This window comes from Proteus sp. FZP2095 (assembly GCF_023701425.1).
Classification (GTDB): Bacteria; Pseudomonadota; Gammaproteobacteria; order Enterobacterales; family Enterobacteriaceae; genus Proteus; species Proteus cibarius.
Genome location: NZ_JAMQBJ010000001.1, coordinates 471,588 through 492,692, shown reverse-complemented (window position 1 = coordinate 492,692; position 21,105 = coordinate 471,588). Strand labels below are relative to the sequence as shown.

Below are 21,105 nucleotides of genomic sequence, written 5' to 3'. Positions count from 1 at the left end.
ATCTTTAAATTTAAGCAACAAAAAAACCCCGCCAAAACGAGGTTTTATATATTCAACTATTTAACGCTTAACTCATTTGAGCTGTCATCACACTTTTGCAAAAGATACATTTTGCGCCGTGTGGATTGTTCACTGTGACATCAAATTGTGATGTTCTATATTGTGAACCGCTACAACAAGGGCATTTAAAATAGAGGCGAATAGTAATAGCGCCTTTAGAGAGCCACCACGTTGCCTGCTGCAGGACCTTTCATACCATTTTCAATGGTAAATGAAACTTCTTGGCCTTCCATCAGAGATTTGAAGTCATCACTCTGAATTGCAGAGTAATGTACAAATACATCTTTACTTCCATCTTTAGGAGTGATGAAACCAAAACCTTTATCATCGTTAAACCATTTAACTGAACCAGTCATTGTATTAGACATAGAATTTCCTTTAATTTATTTAATTTGCCATAAGGCATATGAAGGTTTGTTTTTTATTTTTACTTATGGGAATTAATTAGAAGGAATTCGCAATGAAGTGGTATCGAGGATAACGCTAAACGGTGAAAAACTTTAAACTGACTAACATAAATAGGCCTGTACTTCCAAACCAGTAACGCCATTAGGCCATAGATAAACTCAGATAGCAAACTTTATTTTATATATAAAAACCCCGCAAAAGCGGGTTTATAAGTTGGTTGACCTTGATGTCAGTCTTATCACAATATCACTTATTTTACGTACGTAAAGTTTTATATAGCTTTTTCCACATATTGATCCATCTCTAATGATACATCCAGCATCATCAACATACCTTCTATTATTCCTTCTGCCTTTTGTAATTTTTTACCTATATGCCCATCAGAACAATTGTGCTTGTTAGCAAGTTGCATAAATGTCATTCCGAATAAATAGTAATCAAGCAATAGGTCATGCATATCACTATTCTTTTTATTCAATTGCGCCATACAACTAGAAATAATTATTGCATCGTCTTCACAACATTGAGGACGTGCTTTAACTTTACTTGGTATTAGTCCACTAAATCCCGCAGCAATCGAATACCATTGGACCGACTCAGTATTATCTGCCGACCATGCTCCCCAACGTGATAAAACTTCCTGCATATCTCTCATGCCTAATACTCCTCGTGCCGTACACACGTTAAATAAATGCACCGATGCCTAACGAACGGTTTAAAAAATGAAATAACAATTCGAGTTGATTACCGTGAGTGGCTTCCCACTGTTTTGGGTCACGATGTAACTCGTCATGATGAATGCGACATAATGGAATAGTGAATAAGTCATGAGCCTTAGTACCCATACCGCCCATGCCATACCCAATAATATGGTGTGGATCATCAGCCTGTTGCCCACACACGCAACACGGTTGAGTCTTCACCCATTGCAACCATTGGGTATTTTCCCAACGTTGCATTTTAGGTTTAAGAAGAAATGACGCTGGTGGCTCCGGATCGATAGCAACTTTAATCACAGGTTTTATTGCATCTAAACGCTCATTCATTGCTGATAGCGCTGTCACATTACTTGGAATAATGTCAGCTTCAGGAAAACCACCATGAACTTTGCGTTCCTCTTGTTTATCTGACCAATTTAAAATCTGGCGTAATATTGGTTCAGGCAATTCATCAACCAAGTTATGCATAACCGCAAATGAGAAAAAATCTGGTATCGTCAGCTGGTGGCCACTATCTAATCTCAAACGACTACGAATAGTATCTAACATCCAATTGATACGATTTTTATGAGCTAATTCAGCAATCCAACCCGCAGATGAATGACGAATATGATTATCGTGATGCCAGCAAGTGCGAATAACTCCTTCTTCATTAAAGGTCGTAACTAACTCATGGTGATGATAATTGTCTTCGTCGTTATCAATCTGACAGTATTTGATATTACTAATAACCCACGAATCCATCGGTGCCACTTTATCAATGGTGTGGATCACTTTTTTGCTATTAAGAAATTGAATGATGTGCTTATTGTTTAAAATCGGCTGTTCATCGCCAGTTAATGCTCCCGACGGGAGAACATCTAAACTTTTCGGCACATCACTAATAATCACACGAGAATGTCGCTTAAATTGCTCAAGTAATTCAGCGCCTGGTTTAAGTAGTACAACACCAAGTTCTGGCTGAATGTAGGGAGTTAACAGTAATTTCATTAAATGATATCCCCTACTTTATATTCAGCCCATAACCCAGCGATCCACTTCACGCCTTTAGCGGTAAACCGTGGTTGTGCAAATGCATGGTTATTGGTTTGATTAGTGCCCGTTTTTATCTCAAAGCGACCAAGATCGACATGGGTTTGATAAGGCGTAAATGTATTATTCAAGCGATACATGATTTTCTTATCTATTAGAAAACAGCGAAAATCAGTTTCTTTCACCTGCAGTAATTTACATACTTGTCGAAATGTCATAGAACCAGTGGATAAAACATAATTATCAACAAACTGAACCTTAGGTGTGGCAATGGCCAGCTCACTTTCCAGTTTTTGTTTTTCTTCTGCCAAGTCCGCAGCTAATCGCAATGCCTCTGGTAATGTTTGAGGAATAATCGGTTGCATTTTTGACTCTAATTCCTGCCAGCGATCGACAATTTTCGCTGTGAACTGAGGTGATAATCGAGCCACCAGCACTAAGGAGTCTCTTTTATTAAAACGATATTCAGTATATTGATTGCCGTTATGCTCAAAAGGGAACTCAGCCAATGGCTGGGTTAAAATTCGAGCAATAAAAAGTCTATCTGCAGAACGTTTAACATCTGAGTGATTACTTCCAGTTAAACTGGCAATCTCTCTACTCGACATAGTTAATTCGCGATTTATTGCGGGTAATGCTGAAACTTCCATTGTTCTTTGCATCATGCTATTTCTCTCCACTTTTACTCGTGACCGTACATCACGTTATTAAATGAGCGGATAGTAATTTCTAACTTTCCACCCTTTACGACTTCCATTAGCATCACATCCATGTGCTTCACTTGCTGATCATCTTCCCAAATACCCGCGTGTGTTAATGCATCAAACGGGGCTTTTAAAAAGTTATCGATGTCTCTACGCTGTTTTGTTGGTGGGTATAAGCGAACCAGGACAGAGACATTTTCTTTAATTGCTTTAGGTTTTCGTTTTAGCTGCTCATACACAGAGGCAATCGTGTTAATTCGAAACTTACGCCCTTTTTCACTGATCAGCGTTCTACCCTTAATGTTTCGCCAATACGAGTTAACACTAGGTGGAAATGGCAACGTGAGCATGAGTTCAGGCATAAGTCCCCCATAAGCCAATCAGTAATGTCACTACAAACCAAAACCCAACGAACAAAATGTATTTAGTTAGCATTACTGAGCCTCCTGTGACATTTCGGTCGCTTGCTTCCAAATACTGTTCCATGCTTGGCGACCAGAAAACTCACTCATACGGCGAATACCTGTCTTACCCGCTAATTCAAGTGCAATTTCTTCAATACGGTTTTGAGGTTTAGAACGAGAGCCAATCAAGCGAGAGAAAGCGCTGTCACGTTCAACAGTATCAATTTGAACCTTTGGCTCATCCTTTGGTTTTTGGCTACGAACGATCAATTCATCAAAGTGTTTACGTAATTTACGAGGGCTTAAAATGTTTTGGTGCCAGAATGAATCTTTGTTGGCCCAGTCGAACAAAGCGCAAATTTGTTCATGGGTACGTCCATCGATTTGACGCATCAAACGAATATCGTTAGCCCAGTCATACCAAGTAGGCTCTAGCGCAGATGGATTCAGTTTTTTAACACGACCAAACATCCATTTCGCCGTTTTTAAATCACCTTCATCGCCCCATTTTTGAAAGTTAGCGCTGTAAATCACGGCTTCAGGATAACGAGTTAAAAAATCATTTTTCGGCTGGTCGCTGGATTCGCCAGAATTCTGCGACGAATGATCTGTTTTTGTTGTACTCTCTGAAGTAATCTCTGTTGTATTCTCTGTAAGAACAGGCCATTTTGACCCGTTCAGAACAGCGCATTTTGAACTGTTTGAAGGTTTCAATTTGCGCTTATCGATAAGGTCATTTTGAACTGTTCGATTAGATGAGTTATCGCTATTCGATTGGGTCATATTGACCTCATCGGTCAGCAGATGATGACCGTAGTTAATCGCATAATAATTAGTGCGGTCATGATTCGATTTATTGATTTGCTCGATGCGTAAAACGCCCTGCTTTTTTAAATTAGTAAAAGCACGTTTAATCGTTGATTCAGAGAAAAAAGGAAATTGATTCTTCCACTCTTCGACGGTGTTATAAATCCAGCGTGAGCCGTCATATTCAACACCTGAAGTAGTTTCAGTTAGCCAATATTGAATTTGCTGTAACAGCATCGCCTCATTTAAACCAAGACGTACCGCTAATTCAGGAATAACGACTAAAGGGCGACTTTTTAGTAATAATAAACTCATCTTGCCACCTCATTACTTAATACGTGTGTACTTCTCTTTAAATCGTTGTAAGGGTTCACATTGTGGATCGTCACAACCATCCAGCATAAAAATGACACGCTGTTTTTCTCTGTCATAACGAACAACATGGACAACGATACCCCTGTGATTTTTGTAGTAGCGATCAAGTTGGTTTGGGTTCTCATTGTTCATTGCCCGCCCTTAAACCATGTTTTGAATTGAAATCATCTACAAGCCAACGCATAAATTGGTAGTTTGTTTCTTCATAGCCTTCTGGTACTTTAATTTCATAGACAAAACGACCATCACGCATTGAAGCCCGTACTTGCGTACGGCATGCTAAGTTTGATAATCTACTCATGCTAATTTCTCTTCACACAATTGAAATTTGCAAACCGAAGCCAGAGGCCGTACACCTTTGGCTTCACCCTTTCTGGATATAGCCATCTTTAATTTCTCTTTTGATGTAACGAAACAAACGCATTCATAAATGTGCGGATCTGTGAAATTAATCCATCCAACATCATTTTTATCTTTCGCTCTTCTTCGTTATCAATAACGCCATCAGCCAAGCTATCTTTCATGAATAAAGCTAAACGCCCCTGCATTTCGTCAACACCACTACGCAGTACAAACAATTCCGTTTCATCCAGTTCCGCAGGACTAATTCTGTCAACGAGTAAACGATTTGATTCACGAGCGACAAATTCAGCAAATAAAACGGTCTTAGATATATCTTGCATCGCTAACAACTCGTTTAAATCAAATGAGCGACAACCGTTTTTCTCATAAAGCTTGTTGTTGAATGATGTTAAAGACAGACCTAGTGCTCCAGCCATTGCCTCACGTCCACCAGCTGTCGCCTCACACATTTCTTTCACTACCTGTTTTATTGATTGGTTACTCATTTCCTACCACCATTGATAAATTCTTGTAGTTAACTGCTTTAAACGGTTTTGTTATTGTTTTGGTAGACCATCGGTTTTATTTGGGTAGAGATCAGGTCGTAGTTGATGCGGTGATACAACCCAACCACCTAACTCACATAGTTGGATCACTCGCTCTGCTGGTACTTTGTTATTTTTAATCCAGTTAAAAACTGATTGAGGGGAATTAAAGCCAAACATTCGAGATACTGCAGATGGCACCCCGATTGTTCTAATTGCTTTTTCTGTATAATTTTCTTGGTGCATAGATGCCTCTCCTTAAGTGATACATCAATACTACTCAAAGTAGACAAATAAAACAACTTAAAATAGAAATGACAAGGGTGAGATTGGTGGATAGAATTCTACTTATGGTAGAAAATAACAAATACGATAGTTTCGCTAAACGACTAACTCAGCGAATGAAAGAGGTTAATGTAGATATTCGGCAATTGTCCGAACAAGTTGGTGTGTCTTATGAAATGGCACGTCGATATACATTAGGCACAGCCAAACCTAGAGATGATAAGATGGAATTAGTTGCTAAAACCGTTTTTTCAACCCCCGCATATCTTGACTATGGTGTAGGTCTACAAGCTGATCCGCAAAACGAATTTAATAAAGATACAGCCACAGTTAGACAAATCGAGGCTTTTGCGTCAGCAGGAAATGGCTATATTAATAATCCATTCCCAGAAGTAGTTAGATCAATAGAAATACCACAAGAACGTATTTATGAGTTATTTGGTCGTAGTAATCTAGACGGCGTAATGATCATCAATGTGGATGGTGATAGCATGACTCCCACACTGAACCCTAAAGACTTACTTTTTATAGATACCAAAATAAATCAGTTCAATGGTGATGGTATTTATATCTTTAACTTTGAAGATTCTACCTTTATTAAACGATTGCAACGCGTTAAAGGTAGGAAGTTAGCTGTAATATCAGATAATGATTTTTACCCTCCATTTTTTATTGATGATCATGAAATACATGAAGTTTATTTTCATGGAAAGCTTATAAGAAGCCTACCAATGTCATTTAAACAATTCGCATAAACATTAAAACCAACTAAAAGTTGGTTTTTTTATGCCTCCACTTTCTACTTTTAGTAGTTGACAATATCTACTTTTAGTTGCATTCTATTTCTAAAGCGAAATAAACTGTGTGAAGAGAGCAGCTATGACAACTGAACCAGTAATTATACCGCCAGCCAATTTCACTGATGCAGATGTTGTTGATTGGATGAAAGAGAAACTATCGTCTATCAAAGTCCTCGGTGAGTTAAACGCAAGATGTGAAGAGCTGGTGGATAAATTAGCAAGACTAGATGCTGAAATAGCAGAGTACACAAATAAAAGTGCTATTCAGATACAAAGTAAATGATTTTTATGTGTGAAGAGAATCAATTGTGTGGAGGGAAATTAGCGTGGGTAATACTACTAATGAAAAACAAAATATCAGGATCTATGCCTTAGTCTTTCATAAGAACGCGCTAACTCTGTCAACCGACAATCTTTATGAAGATTTTTGGTTAGAACTACATAAAACCGTCGGTTGGCTTAAGTTTGTAAAACATAGTGAAGAATCTGAATTTGTTAAGAACGGAGCACTGTTTGTAGCCACTGAACTGCGTCCGGTATCTGATTCAATCCCTTACCCAATAGTTGAAGCACGATGTGTTTTGTGGCGTCAGCGGGAAGCTCTTTTAAGCGCTGCAAATACCCTTTCCTTTCTTCTGGGTCAGGAACGTTTAAAGTAATGAAATCACGAATTTCATTTAATGTTTCATCATGCAGTCTGACAGTAATCACTTTGAGAGAGGTGGATATACTACCTTCCTCTGTAAGTAAATTTACAGCATGTCTAGTAGCTTTTACTAATGTAAGTTCAGGAAATGCACCAGCCATTACATGGATTACTCCGCCGGTTATCATTTCCTCTTCACTAAGATATGCAATATTTTTTAATAAGATATCATTATCAATGTCAGAAAGATCTGACGGTATATTTTCAGGCTGAATTGTATTGGGATAATCCTGTACTGCAACTTCTAGAATTCTTAGTTGTAATGCTCTGCTAAAACCTAACATCTTAATAATCTCTTGGTTGTGTAGGAACTTCCAAGAATACCACCACCGCCTGAGGTGGGAAAATAATCAGGCACAATATTTGAAGTGTAAATCCATTTTTATTTTTTATTAGCAACACCAGGGAAATTTAATCTCGATTAATTCGAGAGGAATTCTTATTACCTAAAAATTGTGTGGAGAGAATATGTCTTATATTGCAACAGCAACAAATAAACATTTTTATTATCTCGATGTACGGATCGAAGATATAGATATTCAAGATATTGCCAGTGGCCTTGCTAATGAATGTCGTTTTAATGGGCAGATTGATAATTTCTATTCTGTTGCTCAGCACTCTGTATATGTCAGCTATTTAGTTGCACCTGAATATGCTTTAGAAGCCCTACTTCATGATGCCAGTGAAGCCTATGTCAAAGACCTGTCATCACCACTTAAAAAGCTATTGCCTGAATATAAATTAATTGAATTACGTGTAGAAAAGATGATCCGCAAAAAGTTTGGGCTACCTGAATCTAAATCTGATGCGGTTCATTTTGCTGACTTAATGATGTTAGCCACAGAAAAGCGTGATTTAGAAATTGATACAGGTAGTAACTGGTTAATGCTTGAAGGTATTCCAGCAAGTGATTTTGTTGTTAACCCACTAACACCCCCACAAGCAAAAGCCTTATTCCTCCGACGTTTTAATGAACTTTATAAGGGAACTGAAAATGGCTAACGGATCAGTAAACAAAGTAATTCTTATTGGCAATTTAGGGCGTGATCCTGAAATTCGTTATCTTCCCTCTGGTGGTGCTGTTGCTAATTTAGCTGTGGCCACATCAGAAAAATGGCGCGATAAACAAACGGGTGAAAATCGCGAAAAAACAGAATGGCATCGTGTCGTTTTGTTTGGAAAGCTTGCAGATATTGCCAGTGGCTATTTGTGTAAAGGCTCACAAGTTTATATCGAAGGAAAACTGCAAACACGGGAATGGGATGATAACGGTGTTAAGCGTTACACAACTGAAGTTGTTGTAAAGGTTGGTGGCTCGATGCAGATGCTAGGTGGTGCAATTAAATCGACAGCTTCACAGACAACACCACTATCACAACCACCCGTAGGTTTTGAAGATATTCCATTTTAAGTAAAGTAAGTAAAAGCGATAACAAAGACAACGATGGTTACAATAAAAACTAGCGATATACCAACGACTAAATCAAGTAATGTGCTAGATATTTTTTCTATTTTATCTAGCTCAGAATCATCATTTAAATCTTTGTTTTCTTTTCTATTACCAAACATATATAAATTTCAATTAAAGTTACATTTTGTTTAACTATCTTAGTTAATCAATCAAATTATTCAACTTAAATAAAATAATTAAGATATACAAACACAAAATGGCTACTAGCTATTAGCATTAACTAATATCTATTTAAACTGTGTACGGACAGTGTGGAGAGAAAAATATGCAAATGTTGACTTTAGAGGAGTGGGCACAAGAAAGATATAAAAGTCGTCCACCAAAGTTAGGAACGCTACAACGATATGCTCGTGGTGGCCTGTTCTACCCACCAGCAAGGAAAGAAGGTGGCATTTGGCGCGTGAGAGAAGATGCCGACCTTGTCGGTAATTTGACATCACCAGTTATCAATAACAACGATAACCCTATTTTACAAAGGATCCTCAAAGATGGCTGCCAGACCTCGTAAGAATAACGTCAATATTCCAAATCTTTACCCTTTATTTAGTCGTAAAGCTAACAAGGTTTATTGGCGTTACCGCCATCCTGTAACAGGTAAATATCATGCCCTCGGTGATAATGAAGCCGAGGCGAAAGCAATAGCCATTGAAGCTAACACAAGGTTAGCGGAACAACGTAGCCGACAAGTTATGGCTATTGGTGATCGGGTGGCAAAAATAAAAGGTAAAGAAATTACGGTTAATACTTGGTTGGATAAATACTGGATTATTCAAGAAGAGCGTTTAAAAGAAGGTGATATAAAGCCGAATACTTATAAACAAAAAAGGAAGCCGGTAGATTTAATGAGGCAAGCCTTATCCATGAAACCATTACCCGCTGTTGATGCCAGAGATATTGCTGAAATTCTGGATGAATATAAATCTAATGGTCAGCACAGAATGGCACAAGTTATTCGCTCTGTTTTAATTGATGTATTTAAAGAAGCGCAACATGCAGGTGAAGTTCCTCCCGGTTATAACCCTGCCCTCGCCACTAAACAACCGAAACGAAAAGTAACTCGCCAACGCCTCAATTTTGATGAATGGAAAAAGATATTTGAGATTGCTGATAAACAACATCGTTATGTCGGGAACGCGATGTTGCTTGCATTAATTACTGGGCAACGATTAGGTGATATTTCCGCAATGAAGTTTAGTGATATTTGGGATGATCATTTGCATATTACTCAAGAAAAAACGGGTACTAAATTAGCTATTCCATTATCACTACGTTCTGAACAATTAAATATGTCATTACGTGATGTTGTTGCCCGTTGTCGTGATCGCGTTATTAGCCCTTATCTTATTCATTACTTTCATACTACTTCACAAGCTAAACGTGGTGATCAAGTTACTGCAAATACGCTAACGACTAACTTTAAAAAAGCGAGAAATAAAACGGATATTGATTGGGGAGAAGGAACACCTGCAACATTTCATGAACAGCGTTCTTTATCTGAAAGGTTATATCGAGCACAAGGTATAAATACTAAAGATTTGCTGGGTCATAAAAACCAACAGCAAACCGATAGATATCATGATGACAGAGGCAAAGACTGGTTATTAATAAAAATCTAATTATTTAGCACCTACATATAATTCAGAGTCATGGGATGTTTTATCAAAGCGCCTAATATTTTTTAAGATCTCGATCATCGCTACACTTGTTTTTTCTTCATTAGTCGAGATAGCATTTATAAAATAAGAAATTCGTGCCCATGACTTAAAATGTTCATTTTCAAGTTCAGCAGAAACAGATATAAGGTTGTTAAAAACATCTTTTTGATTGTCGCAATATTTCTTAACTTGTAAGATAACATTTTCATTTAAACCTTGTTGCTCTATATGTTGAATGAAGTTATCTAACATTTTCTGATTTTCGGTATAATCAGAACCATAAAATCTTCCTACCTTTAGATTTTCTGATAACCCATCACAAGCCTTATCAAGAAAAAAAATCAAAAACTCTCTTAAACGCCTTTCAACTTTTATTTTATTATTTTTACTTTCTCTCAATCGCCACTGATCAAAAATAAGCATAAAAATAAATAGTTCTATGCATACACCTATTAACTCAGGGATTATATTTCCAATAAAATAATTATTTTCATCTCCAACATATGCAAATAATAGACATAAAATAAAAAGTAATGTTAGAAAAGAAAAAAAATGCTTTTTCTCTATTTTATTTAATATTTTTAGAACATTTTGATAATTCATTTTGATAACTTTTTGATAACCATTTCAAAATTGACAATAAAAAACGGGAACTAATAAGCTCCCGTTAACTATTTATCAAATCAACAATTACATGTGTTTGATAATCGCGTCACCAAACTCGCTACATTTCAGCAATTTAGCGCCTTCTAACTGACGTTCGAAATCATAAGTGACGGTCTTAGCGGCAATCGCGCCTTCCATACCTTTAATGATTAAGTCAGCCGCTTCTGTCCAACCCATGTGGCGTAACATCATTTCTGCCGAAAGAATGATAGAGCCTGGGTTAACTTTATCTTGGCCTGCATATTTTGGTGCCGTACCGTGTGTTGCTTCAAATAAAGCACACTCATCACCTATATTTGCGCCCGGAGCGATACCGATACCGCCTACTTGAGCCGCTAATGCATCGGAAATATAGTCACCATTAAGGTTCATACATGCGATTACATCATACTCTGCTGGACGTAGCAGGATTTGTTGTAAGAATGCATCGGCGATAACATCTTTAACGATGATCTCTTTACCTGATTTTGGATTCTTGATTTTAACCCAAGGACCACCATCTAATAATTCACCACCGAATTCTTCACGTGCTAACTCATAACCCCAGTCTTTAAAGGCACCTTCGGTAAATTTCATAATATTACCTTTGTGTACCAATGTAACTGAATCACGATCGTTATCGATAGCGTATTCAATCGCTGCACGAACTAAGCGTTTAGTTCCTTCTTCTGAGCAAGGTTTGATACCAATACCGCAATCTTGTGGGAAGCGAATTTTGGTTACACCCATTTCATTTTGTAGGAATTTAATAACTTTATCTGCTTCTGCTGAGCCCGCTTTCCACTCAATACCTGCATAGATATCTTCTGAGTTCTCACGGAAGATAACCATATCAGTTAGTTCAGGTTGTTTAACTGGGCTTGGAGTGCCTTTGTAATAACGTACTGGACGTAGGCAAATATAGAGGTCTAGTTGTTGACGTAATGCAACGTTTAATGAACGGATACCACCGCCAACAGGGGTAGTAAGAGGACCTTTAATAGAAACACGATATTCACGGATAAGATCTAAGGTTTCTTCTGGTAGCCAAACATCTTTACCATAAACCTGCGTTGATTTCTCGCCGGTGTAGACTTCCATCCACTCAATCTTACGTTCTTTTCCGTAAGCTTTCTCAACTGCTGCATCAACAACTTTTAACATTGCTGGCGTGACATCGATACCGATACCATCCCCTTCGATATAAGGGATAACCGGATTATTTGGAACAACAAGCTTACCTTTAGCATCTAGTGTAATTTTAGCGCCATTAGCCGGAACAACTACTTTGCTTTCCATTTACCTCTCCTTTCATGTAAGCGCACGCTTTGTTAATTTTTTGTAAGAGACCTGTCAATACTACTTGATTATTCAGCTAACGCCAATCGCTTCTCTTTTAAGGTATAATCAATCTCCCATTTTTTACAAAAATTAACTATGGCAAATCAACTTAAAAATAGCGCTAAATCGAGAAAACACTACACTCCATCAGCACAAAGAAAACCAGTACGCCCAAGAGGTGAGCGTAAAGTTGTTATCTTCAACAAGCCCTTCGATGTTCTTGTGCAATTTACGGATGAAAATGGCAGAAAAACACTAAAAGATTTTATTCCTATTCATGATATTTATGCAGCTGGACGTTTAGATAGAGATAGTGAAGGACTTTTAGTCTTAACAAATGATGGGAAGTTACAAGCAAAATTAACACAACCGGGTAAAAAAACAGGAAAAATCTACTATGCTCAGGTTGAAGGCATTCCAAGTACGGACTCATTACAACAATTTAGAGATGGGTTAGAACTTAAAGACGGCAAAACATTACCAGCACAAATCGAAATAGTTGAACAGCCCGAATGGCTATGGGAGAGAAACCCTCCAATTAGAAAACGTCAAACTATCCCGACGAGTTGGTTAAAAATAACGTTATTTGAAGGTAAAAACCATCAAGTGAGACGAATGACGGCTCATATTGGTTATCCAACATTGCGTTTGATCCGATTTAGTATGGGAAATATTACATTGGATAACTTATTACCTGGTGAATGGAAGGAGATTGATTTTGTTTAAACCTCATGTGACTGTCGCTTGTATCGTTCATGCAAAAAATAAGTTTCTTGTTGTTGAAGAAACGGTCAATGGAAAAGCAACGTGGAATCAACCTGCTGGGCATCTTGAAGCCAATGAAACGCTTATTCAGGCTGTTCAGCGTGAATTATGGGAAGAAACAGGGTTAACACTTCCTGTTCAACATTTTCTTAAATTACATCAATGGATTGCGCCGGATAAAACCCCTTTTCTACGTTTTCTTTTTCTTATTGAGGCGCAAGAGCAATTTGAAACACAACCTCAAGATAGCGATATTAATTGTTGCCTCTGGGTTAGTGCTGATGAAATTATTCATAGCCAGCAACTACGTTCACCGCTGGTGAGGGAAAGCCTGTTATGTTATCAACAAGATGAACGTTATCCCCTCTCTATCTTGAGTAGCTTTGGAACTCCCTTTAACTAAATAATAGAAAAGGAAAAAACAAAGCATCAAAAACAGAGTAAGACTTGATGCACCTGTGTCAGTGATATGGTAAAGTATGGCGCTTATTTTTCCGCAGTGAGATCCAGTCATGTCAGATAACAGCCAAAAAAAAGTCATCGTAGGAATGTCCGGTGGCGTAGATTCATCCGTCTCAGCCTATCTTCTTAAGGAACAGGGATATCAGGTCGTTGGTCTGTTTATGAAGAACTGGGAAGAAGACGACGATACAGAATATTGCTCAGCCTCTACCGACCTTGCCGATGCACAAGCCGTGTGTGATAAGCTTGGTATTGAGCTTTATACCATCAATTTTGCCGCTGAATATTGGGATAATGTTTTTGAACATTTTTTATCTGAATATAAAGCTGGTCGTACCCCAAACCCAGATATTCTGTGCAATAAAGAAATAAAATTTAAAGCATTTTTAGAATATGCTGCTGAAGATTTGGGTGCTGATTACATAGCAACAGGTCACTACGTTCGTCGTCGCGATATTGATGGTAAAAGTCAATTACTTCGCGGTGTTGATAATAACAAAGACCAAAGCTATTTCTTATACACATTAAGTCATGAGCAAATTGCACAAAGCCTTTTCCCTGTTGGTGAAATGGAAAAACCTGAAGTCAGAAAAATTGCTGAAAAGCTTGATTTAGCAACAGCAAAGAAAAAAGATTCAACAGGTATTTGTTTTATCGGCGAACGTAAATTTACCGATTTCCTATCGCGCTATTTGCCTGCAAAACCCGGTGCTATCGTGACTGTTGATGGTGAAACTATTGGTGAACACCAAGGTTTAATGTATCACACATTAGGTCAGCGTAAAGGTTTAGGTATTGGTGGTACTAAAGATGGTGGAGAAGATCCTTGGTATGTGGTTGATAAAGATGTTGAGAAAAACATTCTTGTTGTCGCTCAAGGTCATGAACATCCAAGATTAATGTCTGTTGGTCTAATTGCTCAGCAGTTACATTGGGTATCAAGAGAACCTATAACTGAAGCTTTCCGCTGTACTGTTAAAACACGATATCGCCAACCTGATATTGAGTGTACAGTAACACCATTAGGTGAAGATAAAATTGAAGTCCGCTTTGATTATCCTGTTGCCGCTGTAACTCCAGGACAATCAGCCGTCTTTTATCAAGACGAAGTCTGTTTAGGTGGCGGGATCATTGAAACACGTATTCAGGAGTAGATGTGGCTAAAGATTTTCGTGATATAACACTTGCATTGGCAGGCATCTGCCAAGCAAGTCGTCTCGTTCAGCAAATTGCTTACCAAGGTAGTGCGAACGAGAACGATGTTGAAGTAATGGTTAACAGTGTTTTTAATCTCAACCCAACTTCAACACTAGATGTTTATGGCAATCAAATCAGCCACTTAAAATTAGGTTTTCAAACACTGAAAGCCATTCATCAGGCGGTAAGAAGAGAAAAGCTAACGCTTGAATTGATGACTTATCAGCAAGGTTTAATCAATCTAGAGCGTCTTATCAATAGAAATGATGATTACAGCTCACACTTATCGCAAAAAATTTCTCAACTAGAGCGCCAAAAAAGTTATTTTGAACCTATGTCTGAAGGTGTATTTAATGCACTTGCAGGCGTTTATGTTGATGCCGTTAGCCCTGTTGGCCCTCGCATTCAGGTTCATGGCTCTATTGATCTTTTAAAGAACCCTATTATTCAAGCTAAAGTTAGAGCGTTGTTATTAACTGGCATTCGTAGTGCTGTGCTCTGGCGTCAAGTCGGTGGTCGTCGTTTTGATTTTTTACTGCATCAAAAGACTATTCTGCGACAAGCTGATGATTTTCTCGCTCAATGTTAATACTTTAAATTCAACCTGGGAGTTGCCAACAATGGAATTATCTTCGCTGACAGCGATTTCACCGATTGACGGTCGTTACGGTAGTAAAACTTCGTCGTTACGTTCTATTTTTAGTGAATTCGGTCTTCTGAAATTCCGTGTACAGGTAGAAGTTCGCTGGCTACAAAAGCTGGCATCTTGCGCCGACATAAAAGAAGTTCCAGCCTTTGAAAAAAACGCAAACGATTACCTTGATGCAATTGTTGCTAACTTCAATGAAGAAGATGCAGCGCGTATTAAAACTATCGAACGCACCACTAACCATGATGTAAAAGCCGTAGAATATTTCTTAAAAGAAAAAGTGGCGACCATCCCTGCTTTACATCAGGTTTCTGAATTTATTCACTTTGCTTGTACTTCTGAAGATATTAATAATCTGTCTCATGCCATTATGTTAGAAACAGCACGCCAAGAGATCTTATTACCTGCATGGCGCGAACTTATTGATACCATTAGTAAAATGGCTCAGGAATACCGTGATTTACCATTACTTTCTCGTACTCATGGTCAACCTGCAACGCCGTCTACAATTGGTAAAGAATTTGCTAACGTTGCCTACCGTATGGAACGCCAATATCGTCAACTAACACAAGTTGAGATCTTAGGCAAAATCAACGGTGCAGTGGGTAACTACAATGCTCACTTAGCTGCGTATCCGGAAGTAAACTGGCATCAATTTAGTGAAGAATTTGTCACTTCACTTGGTATTACATGGAACCCGTACACAACTCAAATTGAACCACACGATTATATTGCGGAGCTTTTTGATTGTATTGGTCGCTTCAACACTATCTTAATCGATTTCGACCGTGATATTTGGGGTTACGTAGCACTAAATCACTTTAAACAAAAAACGATTGCGGGGGAAATTGGCTCATCAACCATGCCTCACAAAGTAAACCCAATTGATTTTGAAAACTCTGAAGGAAACTTAGGGTTAGCAAATGCAGTTATGGGACATCTTTCTAGTAAATTACCTGTTTCTCGCTGGCAACGTGACTTAACAGACTCAACAGTACTACGTAATTTAGGTGTTGGTATTGGTTATGCGCTGATTGCTTATCAGTCAACCATGAAAGGTCTTAATAAACTCGAAGTGAATGAAAGCCATCTTCGTGAAGAATTAGACTGCAACTGGGAAGTGTTAGCAGAGCCAATCCAAACTGTAATGCGTCGTTATGGCATTGAAAAACCTTACGAAAAGCTGAAAGAGCTTACTCGTGGTAAACGCATTACAGAACAAGATATGGCCGTTTTCATTGATGGTTTAGAACTACCGGAAGATGAAAAAGTACGCTTAAAAGCAATGAAACCTGAAAGCTATATTGGTTTTGCAACTCAACTTGTTGATAAGTTAAACTAATTTTCCTCTCTAAAAAGGCAGATAATTTCTGCCTTTTTTTATAACCAAAACACAGAGAAAACTATCTATAACTTAAACACTTTGCTGGATACAGTGTTTTTTAAGCGCTAGATTGTCTATGATGAGCCCATATTTTTATATAATAGTTTAACTATCATTTCCTGTATTTATTTTACAACAGTGAATTTTTGCTGATTGTACTCAAGGTGGAATAATGCGGATCTTAATTATTGAAGATAATATCTTACTTCGCCATCACTTATCTGTGCAATTTCGTGATGCTGGACATCAAGTTGATGCAGCAGAAGATGCCAAAGAAGCAGATAGTTTTATAGCAGAAGGTACACCTGATGTTGCCATTGTGGATTTAGGATTGCCGGATGAAGATGGTATTAGCCTTATTCGTAGATGGCGAGAGAATAATATCACCCTACCAATAATGGTTTTAACGGCCCGTGAAAGTTGGCAAGAAAAAGTCTCAGCATTAAATGCAGGTGCTGATGACTATGTGACAAAGCCCTTTCATTTTGAGGAAATTGTTGCACGTATTCAGGCTTTAATGCGAAGAAACATGGGAATTGCATCGCAAACTCTCGCCATTGAACCGTTTGAATTGGATTTATCACGTAAAGAATTCATGATTTCAGGAGAGCAAATTAAGTTAACCGCATTTGAATATACAATTTTAGAAACATTAATGCGCAATCAAAATAAAGTTGTTAGTAAAGATGCATTAATGCGTCAGTTATATCCAGATGCTGAATTAAAAGAGAGTCACACTATTGATGTACTGATGGGCCGACTACGTAAAAAAATCTTAGAAAAATACCCTGATGACGTGGTGGTTACAGTACGCGGGCAAGGCTACCGTTTTGATATGAAACCTTAATATGCAAAAAAAACAGCGCTCTCCGCTCTCATTACGAACTCGCTTTTTACTTGCAACTAGTGCCATTATTTTGGCACTTACACTCTCTTATGGGTTAGTTGCCATTGTCGGTTCGATTGTCAGTGTGGATAAAACCACTTTTATGTTGATGCGTAGTCAAAGTAATCTTTACTACAGCTTAGCGCAGTGGGATAGGAGCAAGCTGAATATTGAATTTCCAACAAATCTTAATAATAACAATACCTCGCTGGTGGTTATTTTTGATGATAAAGGTAGTGTATTATGGATACCGCCCGATTTACCGAAAGCTATACCTGATAGCATTAAACATAAATGGCGCCATGAAGAAGGCCTATTTGAAATCTCTGTTGATGTCAAAACAACACGTTTAATGTTACAGCAGTTACCGCAATATCGTGTTTATCTCAAACGCCTTGACGAATATTCCAGTAATGAGTTTTTAACTCACTCTGTTGTGATTAATCATTATCCTGCGGCTGATAATATGCCTTATATGGCAATCGCGGTTATCGATCCTATTCCTCAACGTATGCAAAAAGTCAGTCAAGTTTGGGATTGGTTCTTATATATCATTCTTGCAAATCTATTTTTAGTTGTCCCCTTAATTTGGTTGGCTGCACATTGGAGTTTAAGACCCATAAAGCAAGTTATTGAACAAATCAGTGCATTAGAAAAAGGGACTCGCAATGATTTGGATGAAAACCCGCCAACCGAACTAAAAGGCTTAGTGCGAAATTTAAATGTGTTATTGCGTAATGAACGCAGTCGTTACAGTAAATATCGTACAAGTTTATCTGATCTCACCCACAGCTTAAAAACGCCACTAGCTGTGTTGCAATCAACATTACGCTCTTTGCGATCAGGCAAGCAAATGACGATAGAGCAAGCTGAACCTATTATGCTCGACCAAATTGAACGAATTTCACAACAAATGGGTTATTACCTACACCGCGCATCCATTCATGGTGATCATGATATCACCACGCGAAAACTCCATTCATTGTCAGGATTGCTCGATAATCTTTGTAGTGCATTAAGTAAAGTTTATCAGTCAAAAGGGGTTGATTTAACACTCAATGTTTCACCTGAAATTATGTGGTTAGGTGAGAAAAATGACTTTATGGAAGTGATGGGCAATATTCTGGATAACGCCTGTAAATATTGCTTAGAATTCGTTGAAATCAACGTTAGCAATAATGAAAACAGCGTAATAATTATTGTTGATGATGATGGTCCAGGAGTCGGCCCTGAAAAGAGAGAGGCTATTTTCCAGCGAGGAACTAGAGCAGACACACTGCGTCCGGGACAAGGTTTAGGCTTATCGATCGCAGTAGATATTATTGAACAATACAGTGGCGAAATTATTATTACTGATAGTCCTTTAGGTGGTGCTCGTATCACCGTAACTTTTGCTGAGCAGCGACTTACCACTGATCGCGAATAATCCTTATTGATAAGAAACTTCTTTCTTTTTTCTTTACCGCCAAATATACAGCGTTATGTATGATATCTGTTCAGCTATTATCGTGTTACTCGCTATTACTCACATTGCTCAAAGGAATGTTTAGCAGGAAGTTAGAATTCATTATACTATGGCTTCAGGCTTCCCGAATTCAGGATATACACAATGGACTATAAACTTAATTTAGATTGGCAATCATTCCTCGAAAGCCATTGGCAAAAACGCCCTTTATTAATTAAAAACGGCTTCTCTCGTTTTGTTGATCCTTTATCTCCTGACGAACTTGCTGGTCTTGCAATGGAAGATGAAGTGGATAGCCGTCTTGTAAGCTGTCAAGACGGACAATGGGGAGTCAAACACGGGCCTTTTGAGCACTTCGAAGGACTTGGTGATAAAGACTGGTCTTTACTTGTACAAGCCGTCGATCACTGGCATTTTCCTAGTGCGGCATTAATGAAGCCATTTCGCGTGTTACCCGATTGGCGTATTGATGATTTAATGATCTCTTACTCTGTTCCCGGTGGTGGTGTAGGCCCACACCTTGATCAATATGATGTCTTTATTATTCAGGGGCAAGGTCGTCGTCGCTGGCGTGTGGGTGAAAAAATCCCAATGAAACAACACTGCCCTCACCCTGATCTGCTGCAAGTTGATCCTTTTGAAGCAATTATTGATGAAGAATTAGAACCGGGTGATATTCTTTATATCCCACCTGGATTCCCACATGAAGGTTATGCGATTGAAGAATCGCTAAACTACTCTGTCGGATTCAGGGCACCTAATGCTCGTGAACTTTTCAGTGGTTTCGCTGACTATGTGCTAGCAAATGATTTAGGTAGCTATCGTTATAGTGACCCAGATCTAACACCGCGTGAAAATCCAGCATTAGTGCAACATCAAGAGTTAAATAAACTCCATGATATGATGGAGGATTTACTTGCTCAACCAGAAGTATTCCGTCATTGGTTTGGTGAATTTATTTCTCAATCTCGTCATGAACTTGATCTCGCAGTTCCAGAACCTTTATATGAAAATGCAGAAATTCACGATTTACTGCAACAAGGTGAGCAACTTCATCGTTTAAATGGTATTCGTGCATTACGTGTTGGCGATAACTGTTTTGTAAATGGTCAATTGATGGACACTGACCATATAGAAGCCGTGGATGCGCTTTGCCAATATGATTATATTGATAAACAACACTTGGGCGATGCATTAGCTGATCCAAAATTTGTGCGTTTATTAACTCAGTTAGTTAACCAAGGTTATTGGTATTTTGAAGATTAATTATTACTAATTTCCAATAATAAGCTATAAAGCCCTGTCATATTAATGGCAGGGCTTCTTTATTATTAGATATACTATATATCTTATCTTAAAACTTAACGAATTAAATAATTTATCGATTCTTTTAAAAGTACTCTTGTATTACAAAAGAAAAAAGGGATAACAACGAAAAATGTACTCTGTAAGAAAAAAAGCAATAACGTATGCTTACTATTTGTTGCATAAAGAGAAAATGAGATTAAATAAGTTATCAGAAAATAGCTAGAGATAATAATAAATGATTGTTTTTCATGTGTCTTTATTAATACTTTATTTTCATTATTAATATTGATTTCTTTTTTATTATTTAAATCAATTTGTTTTTCAATTACAGGATTAACTAATTTCCCTGATGCCGTATCCATTCTACCATCCTTATATTATCATTTTACAATAATTATAGATGACATTAACTTGTTCTAATTTATCAATCTATTGCGGTAAAATAGCGTATATTTTAAGTTTGAAAAACTCATAATTAACATTCATATTATTATGAAGTGATTTTATTTTAACTTAAGAGACTCTATATAATTTATTTTATATTTCTTTTTAGTAATTTATTCTATTTTGTTTTATCAATATCACTTAAGATAAAACTGAAGGTAGCATGTTACATGAAGATTAAAAAGAACATAAATAAATAATCTTAGCTAACACTGCAAATAAAAAATGTAACCAAAAAAATAGCCG

30 protein-coding genes are annotated in these 21,105 nt (G+C 37.7%); 14 read left to right on the top strand and 16 right to left on the bottom strand.

Going from position 1 to position 21,105, the window contains the following annotated elements; genetic code table 11:
* Nucleotides 1-67: 67 nt before the first annotated feature.
* The 11 genes from ymcF to NBG71_RS02160 form a co-directional block, all read right to left on the bottom strand.
* Nucleotides 68-208 (bottom strand): cold shock small protein YmcF, encoded by a 141-nt coding sequence (gene ymcF / locus NBG71_RS02210; protein WP_418312483.1) that lies wholly within the window; start codon nucleotides 206-208, stop codon nucleotides 68-70.
* A 7-nt stretch (nucleotides 209-215) separates the two neighbouring features.
* The gene (gene cspE, locus NBG71_RS02205; RefSeq protein WP_041701226.1) at nucleotides 216-428 is read right to left on the bottom strand and encodes a transcription antiterminator/RNA stability regulator CspE; all 213 of its coding nucleotides are present in this window, start codon (nucleotides 426-428) and stop codon (nucleotides 216-218) included.
* Between the two features lie 311 nt (nucleotides 429-739).
* On the bottom strand, nucleotides 740-1,123 hold the full coding sequence (locus tag NBG71_RS02200; RefSeq protein ID WP_198626546.1) for an antiterminator Q family protein: 384 nt from the start codon (nucleotides 1,121-1,123) through the stop codon (nucleotides 740-742).
* A 28-nt stretch (nucleotides 1,124-1,151) separates the two neighbouring features.
* Complete coding sequence (locus NBG71_RS02195) at nucleotides 1,152-2,177, bottom strand: DUF968 domain-containing protein (RefSeq protein WP_250916506.1); 1,026 nt, start codon at nucleotides 2,175-2,177, stop codon at nucleotides 1,152-1,154.
* The gene (locus tag NBG71_RS02190) at nucleotides 2,177-2,884 is read right to left on the bottom strand and encodes a phage antirepressor KilAC domain-containing protein (RefSeq protein WP_250916505.1); all 708 of its coding nucleotides are present in this window, start codon (nucleotides 2,882-2,884) and stop codon (nucleotides 2,177-2,179) included. Before NBG71_RS02190 ends, NBG71_RS02195 begins: the two co-directional genes overlap by 1 nt.
* Nucleotides 2,885-2,901: 17 nt before the next feature.
* Entirely contained in the window at nucleotides 2,902-3,285 is a 384-nt protein-coding gene (locus NBG71_RS02185) for a RusA family crossover junction endodeoxyribonuclease (protein ID WP_036904907.1), read from the bottom strand.
* A gap of 72 nt (nucleotides 3,286-3,357) precedes the next feature.
* Complete coding sequence (locus tag NBG71_RS02180) at nucleotides 3,358-4,449, bottom strand: phage replication protein O (protein ID WP_250916504.1); 1,092 nt, start codon at nucleotides 4,447-4,449, stop codon at nucleotides 3,358-3,360.
* A 12-nt stretch (nucleotides 4,450-4,461) separates the two neighbouring features.
* The gene (locus NBG71_RS02175; RefSeq protein ID WP_069369408.1) at nucleotides 4,462-4,641 is read right to left on the bottom strand and encodes a DUF4222 domain-containing protein; all 180 of its coding nucleotides are present in this window, start codon (nucleotides 4,639-4,641) and stop codon (nucleotides 4,462-4,464) included.
* Entirely contained in the window at nucleotides 4,631-4,810 is a 180-nt protein-coding gene (locus NBG71_RS02170; RefSeq protein ID WP_109395845.1) for a hypothetical protein, read from the bottom strand. The genes NBG71_RS02175 and NBG71_RS02170 overlap by 11 nt, the downstream gene beginning before the upstream one ends.
* 88 nt (nucleotides 4,811-4,898) lie before the next feature.
* Nucleotides 4,899-5,357: a YmfL family putative regulatory protein gene (locus tag NBG71_RS02165; protein ID WP_135022262.1), complete on the bottom strand. Its 459-nt coding sequence runs from the start codon at nucleotides 5,355-5,357 to the stop codon at nucleotides 4,899-4,901.
* A gap of 51 nt (nucleotides 5,358-5,408) precedes the next feature.
* Nucleotides 5,409-5,642, bottom strand: coding sequence for a transcriptional regulator (locus NBG71_RS02160; RefSeq protein ID WP_006533952.1), 234 nt, complete (start codon nucleotides 5,640-5,642; stop codon nucleotides 5,409-5,411).
* 86 nt (nucleotides 5,643-5,728) lie between these two features.
* On the opposite strand from NBG71_RS02160, the gene NBG71_RS02155 reads away from it, so the two are divergent.
* Together NBG71_RS02155 and NBG71_RS02150 are read left to right on the top strand one after the other, a co-directional pair.
* Nucleotides 5,729-6,436, top strand: coding sequence for a LexA family transcriptional regulator (locus NBG71_RS02155; protein WP_234566516.1), 708 nt, complete (start codon nucleotides 5,729-5,731; stop codon nucleotides 6,434-6,436).
* A 124-nt stretch (nucleotides 6,437-6,560) separates the two neighbouring features.
* Nucleotides 6,561-6,764 carry a hypothetical protein gene (locus NBG71_RS02150; protein ID WP_250916503.1) on the top strand — a complete coding sequence of 68 codons (204 nt, stop codon included), beginning with the start codon at nucleotides 6,561-6,563 and terminating at the stop codon, nucleotides 6,762-6,764.
* Between the two features lie 212 nt (nucleotides 6,765-6,976).
* Here the strand turns inward: NBG71_RS02150 and NBG71_RS02145 are convergent, their stop codons facing one another.
* Nucleotides 6,977-7,471: a hypothetical protein gene (locus NBG71_RS02145; RefSeq protein ID WP_250916502.1), complete on the bottom strand. Its 495-nt coding sequence runs from the start codon at nucleotides 7,469-7,471 to the stop codon at nucleotides 6,977-6,979.
* A 184-nt stretch (nucleotides 7,472-7,655) separates the two neighbouring features.
* On the opposite strand from NBG71_RS02145, the gene NBG71_RS02140 reads away from it, so the two are divergent.
* Together NBG71_RS02140 and ssb are read left to right on the top strand one after the other, a co-directional pair.
* Nucleotides 7,656-8,189 carry a hypothetical protein gene (locus tag NBG71_RS02140; RefSeq protein ID WP_088495919.1) on the top strand — a complete coding sequence of 178 codons (534 nt, stop codon included), beginning with the start codon at nucleotides 7,656-7,658 and terminating at the stop codon, nucleotides 8,187-8,189.
* Nucleotides 8,182-8,598, top strand: coding sequence for a single-stranded DNA-binding protein (gene ssb, locus NBG71_RS02135; protein WP_250916501.1), 417 nt, complete (start codon nucleotides 8,182-8,184; stop codon nucleotides 8,596-8,598). Before NBG71_RS02140 ends, ssb begins: the two co-directional genes overlap by 8 nt.
* Here the strand turns inward: ssb and NBG71_RS02130 are convergent.
* Complete coding sequence (locus NBG71_RS02130; RefSeq protein WP_193775177.1) at nucleotides 8,595-8,756, bottom strand: hypothetical protein; 162 nt, start codon at nucleotides 8,754-8,756, stop codon at nucleotides 8,595-8,597. The two genes, ssb and NBG71_RS02130, sit on opposite strands and share 4 nt — an antisense overlap.
* A gap of 167 nt (nucleotides 8,757-8,923) precedes the next feature.
* Here NBG71_RS02130 and NBG71_RS02125 point away from each other — a divergent pair, with 167 nt between their 5' ends.
* Nucleotides 8,924-9,166 carry an excisionase gene (locus NBG71_RS02125; protein WP_036894694.1) on the top strand — a complete coding sequence of 81 codons (243 nt, stop codon included), beginning with the start codon at nucleotides 8,924-8,926 and terminating at the stop codon, nucleotides 9,164-9,166.
* Nucleotides 9,147-10,274: a site-specific integrase gene (locus NBG71_RS02120; RefSeq protein WP_250916500.1), complete on the top strand. Its 1,128-nt coding sequence runs from the start codon at nucleotides 9,147-9,149 to the stop codon at nucleotides 10,272-10,274. The genes NBG71_RS02125 and NBG71_RS02120 overlap by 20 nt, the downstream gene beginning before the upstream one ends.
* Here NBG71_RS02120 and NBG71_RS02115 read toward each other — a convergent pair whose 3' ends face one another.
* Both NBG71_RS02115 and icd read right to left on the bottom strand, forming a co-directional pair.
* Nucleotides 10,275-10,916 carry a hypothetical protein gene (locus tag NBG71_RS02115; RefSeq protein ID WP_250916499.1) on the bottom strand — a complete coding sequence of 214 codons (642 nt, stop codon included), beginning with the start codon at nucleotides 10,914-10,916 and terminating at the stop codon, nucleotides 10,275-10,277.
* An 87-nt stretch (nucleotides 10,917-11,003) separates the two neighbouring features.
* Complete coding sequence (gene icd / locus NBG71_RS02110; RefSeq protein WP_006537208.1) at nucleotides 11,004-12,257, bottom strand: NADP-dependent isocitrate dehydrogenase; 1,254 nt, start codon at nucleotides 12,255-12,257, stop codon at nucleotides 11,004-11,006.
* A 138-nt stretch (nucleotides 12,258-12,395) separates the two neighbouring features.
* On the opposite strand from icd, the gene rluE reads away from it, so the two are divergent.
* From rluE to NBG71_RS02070, 8 genes are all read left to right on the top strand, one after another.
* Nucleotides 12,396-13,025, top strand: a complete 630-nt coding sequence (gene rluE, locus NBG71_RS02105) for a 23S rRNA pseudouridine(2457) synthase RluE (protein WP_250916498.1) — start codon at nucleotides 12,396-12,398, stop codon at nucleotides 13,023-13,025.
* Entirely contained in the window at nucleotides 13,018-13,467 is a 450-nt protein-coding gene (locus NBG71_RS02100; protein WP_223672471.1) for an NUDIX hydrolase, read from the top strand. Before rluE ends, NBG71_RS02100 begins: the two co-directional genes overlap by 8 nt.
* Nucleotides 13,468-13,576: 109 nt before the next feature.
* A complete protein-coding gene (gene mnmA / locus NBG71_RS02095) occupies nucleotides 13,577-14,680 on the top strand; it encodes a tRNA 2-thiouridine(34) synthase MnmA (RefSeq protein WP_075672653.1) in 1,104 nt (367 codons plus the stop codon).
* A gap of 2 nt (nucleotides 14,681-14,682) precedes the next feature.
* Complete coding sequence (gene hflD / locus NBG71_RS02090) at nucleotides 14,683-15,312, top strand: high frequency lysogenization protein HflD (protein ID WP_075672654.1); 630 nt, start codon at nucleotides 14,683-14,685, stop codon at nucleotides 15,310-15,312.
* Between the two features lie 31 nt (nucleotides 15,313-15,343).
* Nucleotides 15,344-16,714: an adenylosuccinate lyase gene (purB, locus tag NBG71_RS02085; RefSeq protein WP_223672472.1), complete on the top strand. Its 1,371-nt coding sequence runs from the start codon at nucleotides 15,344-15,346 to the stop codon at nucleotides 16,712-16,714.
* Between the two features lie 214 nt (nucleotides 16,715-16,928).
* Nucleotides 16,929-17,603, top strand: a complete 675-nt coding sequence (phoP, locus tag NBG71_RS02080) for a two-component system response regulator PhoP (protein WP_075672656.1) — start codon at nucleotides 16,929-16,931, stop codon at nucleotides 17,601-17,603.
* 1 nt (nucleotide 17,604) lies between these two features.
* Nucleotides 17,605-19,068 carry a two-component system sensor histidine kinase PhoQ gene (gene phoQ / locus NBG71_RS02075; RefSeq protein ID WP_099659585.1) on the top strand — a complete coding sequence of 488 codons (1,464 nt, stop codon included), beginning with the start codon at nucleotides 17,605-17,607 and terminating at the stop codon, nucleotides 19,066-19,068.
* Nucleotides 19,069-19,251: 183 nt separating this feature from the next.
* Nucleotides 19,252-20,373 carry a ribosomal protein uL16 3-hydroxylase gene (locus tag NBG71_RS02070; protein ID WP_075672658.1) on the top strand — a complete coding sequence of 374 codons (1,122 nt, stop codon included), beginning with the start codon at nucleotides 19,252-19,254 and terminating at the stop codon, nucleotides 20,371-20,373.
* Nucleotides 20,374-20,468: 95 nt separating this feature from the next.
* Here the strand turns inward: NBG71_RS02070 and NBG71_RS02065 are convergent, their stop codons facing one another.
* The gene (locus tag NBG71_RS02065) at nucleotides 20,469-20,777 is read right to left on the bottom strand and encodes a hypothetical protein (protein WP_075672659.1); all 309 of its coding nucleotides are present in this window, start codon (nucleotides 20,775-20,777) and stop codon (nucleotides 20,469-20,471) included.
* Between the last annotated feature and the right edge of the window lie 328 nt (nucleotides 20,778-21,105).

Bases quoted from the DNA above. Each gene is read 5' to 3' on its own strand.
- cspE (WP_041701226.1), bottom strand. From the start codon at position 428: ATGTCTAATACAATGACTGGTTCAGTTAAATGGTTTAACGATGATAAA.
- NBG71_RS02200 (WP_198626546.1), bottom strand. From the start codon at position 1,123: ATGAGAGATATGCAGGAAGTTTTATCACGTTGGGGAGCATGGTCGGCA.
- NBG71_RS02195 (WP_250916506.1), bottom strand. From the start codon at position 2,177: ATGAAATTACTGTTAACTCCCTACATTCAGCCAGAACTTGGTGTTGTA.
- NBG71_RS02190 (WP_250916505.1), bottom strand. From the start codon at position 2,884: ATGATGCAAAGAACAATGGAAGTTTCAGCATTACCCGCAATAAATCGC.
- NBG71_RS02185 (WP_036904907.1), bottom strand. From the start codon at position 3,285: ATGCCTGAACTCATGCTCACGTTGCCATTTCCACCTAGTGTTAACTCG.
- NBG71_RS02180 (WP_250916504.1), bottom strand. From the start codon at position 4,449: ATGAGTTTATTATTACTAAAAAGTCGCCCTTTAGTCGTTATTCCTGAA.
- NBG71_RS02175 (WP_069369408.1), bottom strand. From the start codon at position 4,641: ATGAACAATGAGAACCCAAACCAACTTGATCGCTACTACAAAAATCAC.
- NBG71_RS02170 (WP_109395845.1), bottom strand. From the start codon at position 4,810: ATGAGTAGATTATCAAACTTAGCATGCCGTACGCAAGTACGGGCTTCA.
- NBG71_RS02165 (WP_135022262.1), bottom strand. From the start codon at position 5,357: ATGAGTAACCAATCAATAAAACAGGTAGTGAAAGAAATGTGTGAGGCG.
- NBG71_RS02160 (WP_006533952.1), bottom strand. From the start codon at position 5,642: ATGCACCAAGAAAATTATACAGAAAAAGCAATTAGAACAATCGGGGTG.
- NBG71_RS02150 (WP_250916503.1), top strand. From the start codon at position 6,561: ATGACAACTGAACCAGTAATTATACCGCCAGCCAATTTCACTGATGCA.
- NBG71_RS02145 (WP_250916502.1), bottom strand. From the start codon at position 7,471: ATGTTAGGTTTTAGCAGAGCATTACAACTAAGAATTCTAGAAGTTGCA.
- NBG71_RS02140 (WP_088495919.1), top strand. From the start codon at position 7,656: ATGTCTTATATTGCAACAGCAACAAATAAACATTTTTATTATCTCGAT.
- ssb (WP_250916501.1), top strand. From the start codon at position 8,182: ATGGCTAACGGATCAGTAAACAAAGTAATTCTTATTGGCAATTTAGGG.
- NBG71_RS02130 (WP_193775177.1), bottom strand. From the start codon at position 8,756: ATGTTTGGTAATAGAAAAGAAAACAAAGATTTAAATGATGATTCTGAG.
- NBG71_RS02125 (WP_036894694.1), top strand. From the start codon at position 8,924: ATGCAAATGTTGACTTTAGAGGAGTGGGCACAAGAAAGATATAAAAGT.
- NBG71_RS02120 (WP_250916500.1), top strand. From the start codon at position 9,147: ATGGCTGCCAGACCTCGTAAGAATAACGTCAATATTCCAAATCTTTAC.
- NBG71_RS02115 (WP_250916499.1), bottom strand. From the start codon at position 10,916: ATGAATTATCAAAATGTTCTAAAAATATTAAATAAAATAGAGAAAAAG.
- icd (WP_006537208.1), bottom strand. From the start codon at position 12,257: ATGGAAAGCAAAGTAGTTGTTCCGGCTAATGGCGCTAAAATTACACTA.
- rluE (WP_250916498.1), top strand. From the start codon at position 12,396: ATGGCAAATCAACTTAAAAATAGCGCTAAATCGAGAAAACACTACACT.
- mnmA (WP_075672653.1), top strand. From the start codon at position 13,577: ATGTCAGATAACAGCCAAAAAAAAGTCATCGTAGGAATGTCCGGTGGC.
- purB (WP_223672472.1), top strand. From the start codon at position 15,344: ATGGAATTATCTTCGCTGACAGCGATTTCACCGATTGACGGTCGTTAC.
- phoP (WP_075672656.1), top strand. From the start codon at position 16,929: ATGCGGATCTTAATTATTGAAGATAATATCTTACTTCGCCATCACTTA.
- phoQ (WP_099659585.1), top strand. From the start codon at position 17,605: ATGCAAAAAAAACAGCGCTCTCCGCTCTCATTACGAACTCGCTTTTTA.
- NBG71_RS02070 (WP_075672658.1), top strand. From the start codon at position 19,252: ATGGACTATAAACTTAATTTAGATTGGCAATCATTCCTCGAAAGCCAT.
- NBG71_RS02065 (WP_075672659.1), bottom strand. From the start codon at position 20,777: ATGGATACGGCATCAGGGAAATTAGTTAATCCTGTAATTGAAAAACAA.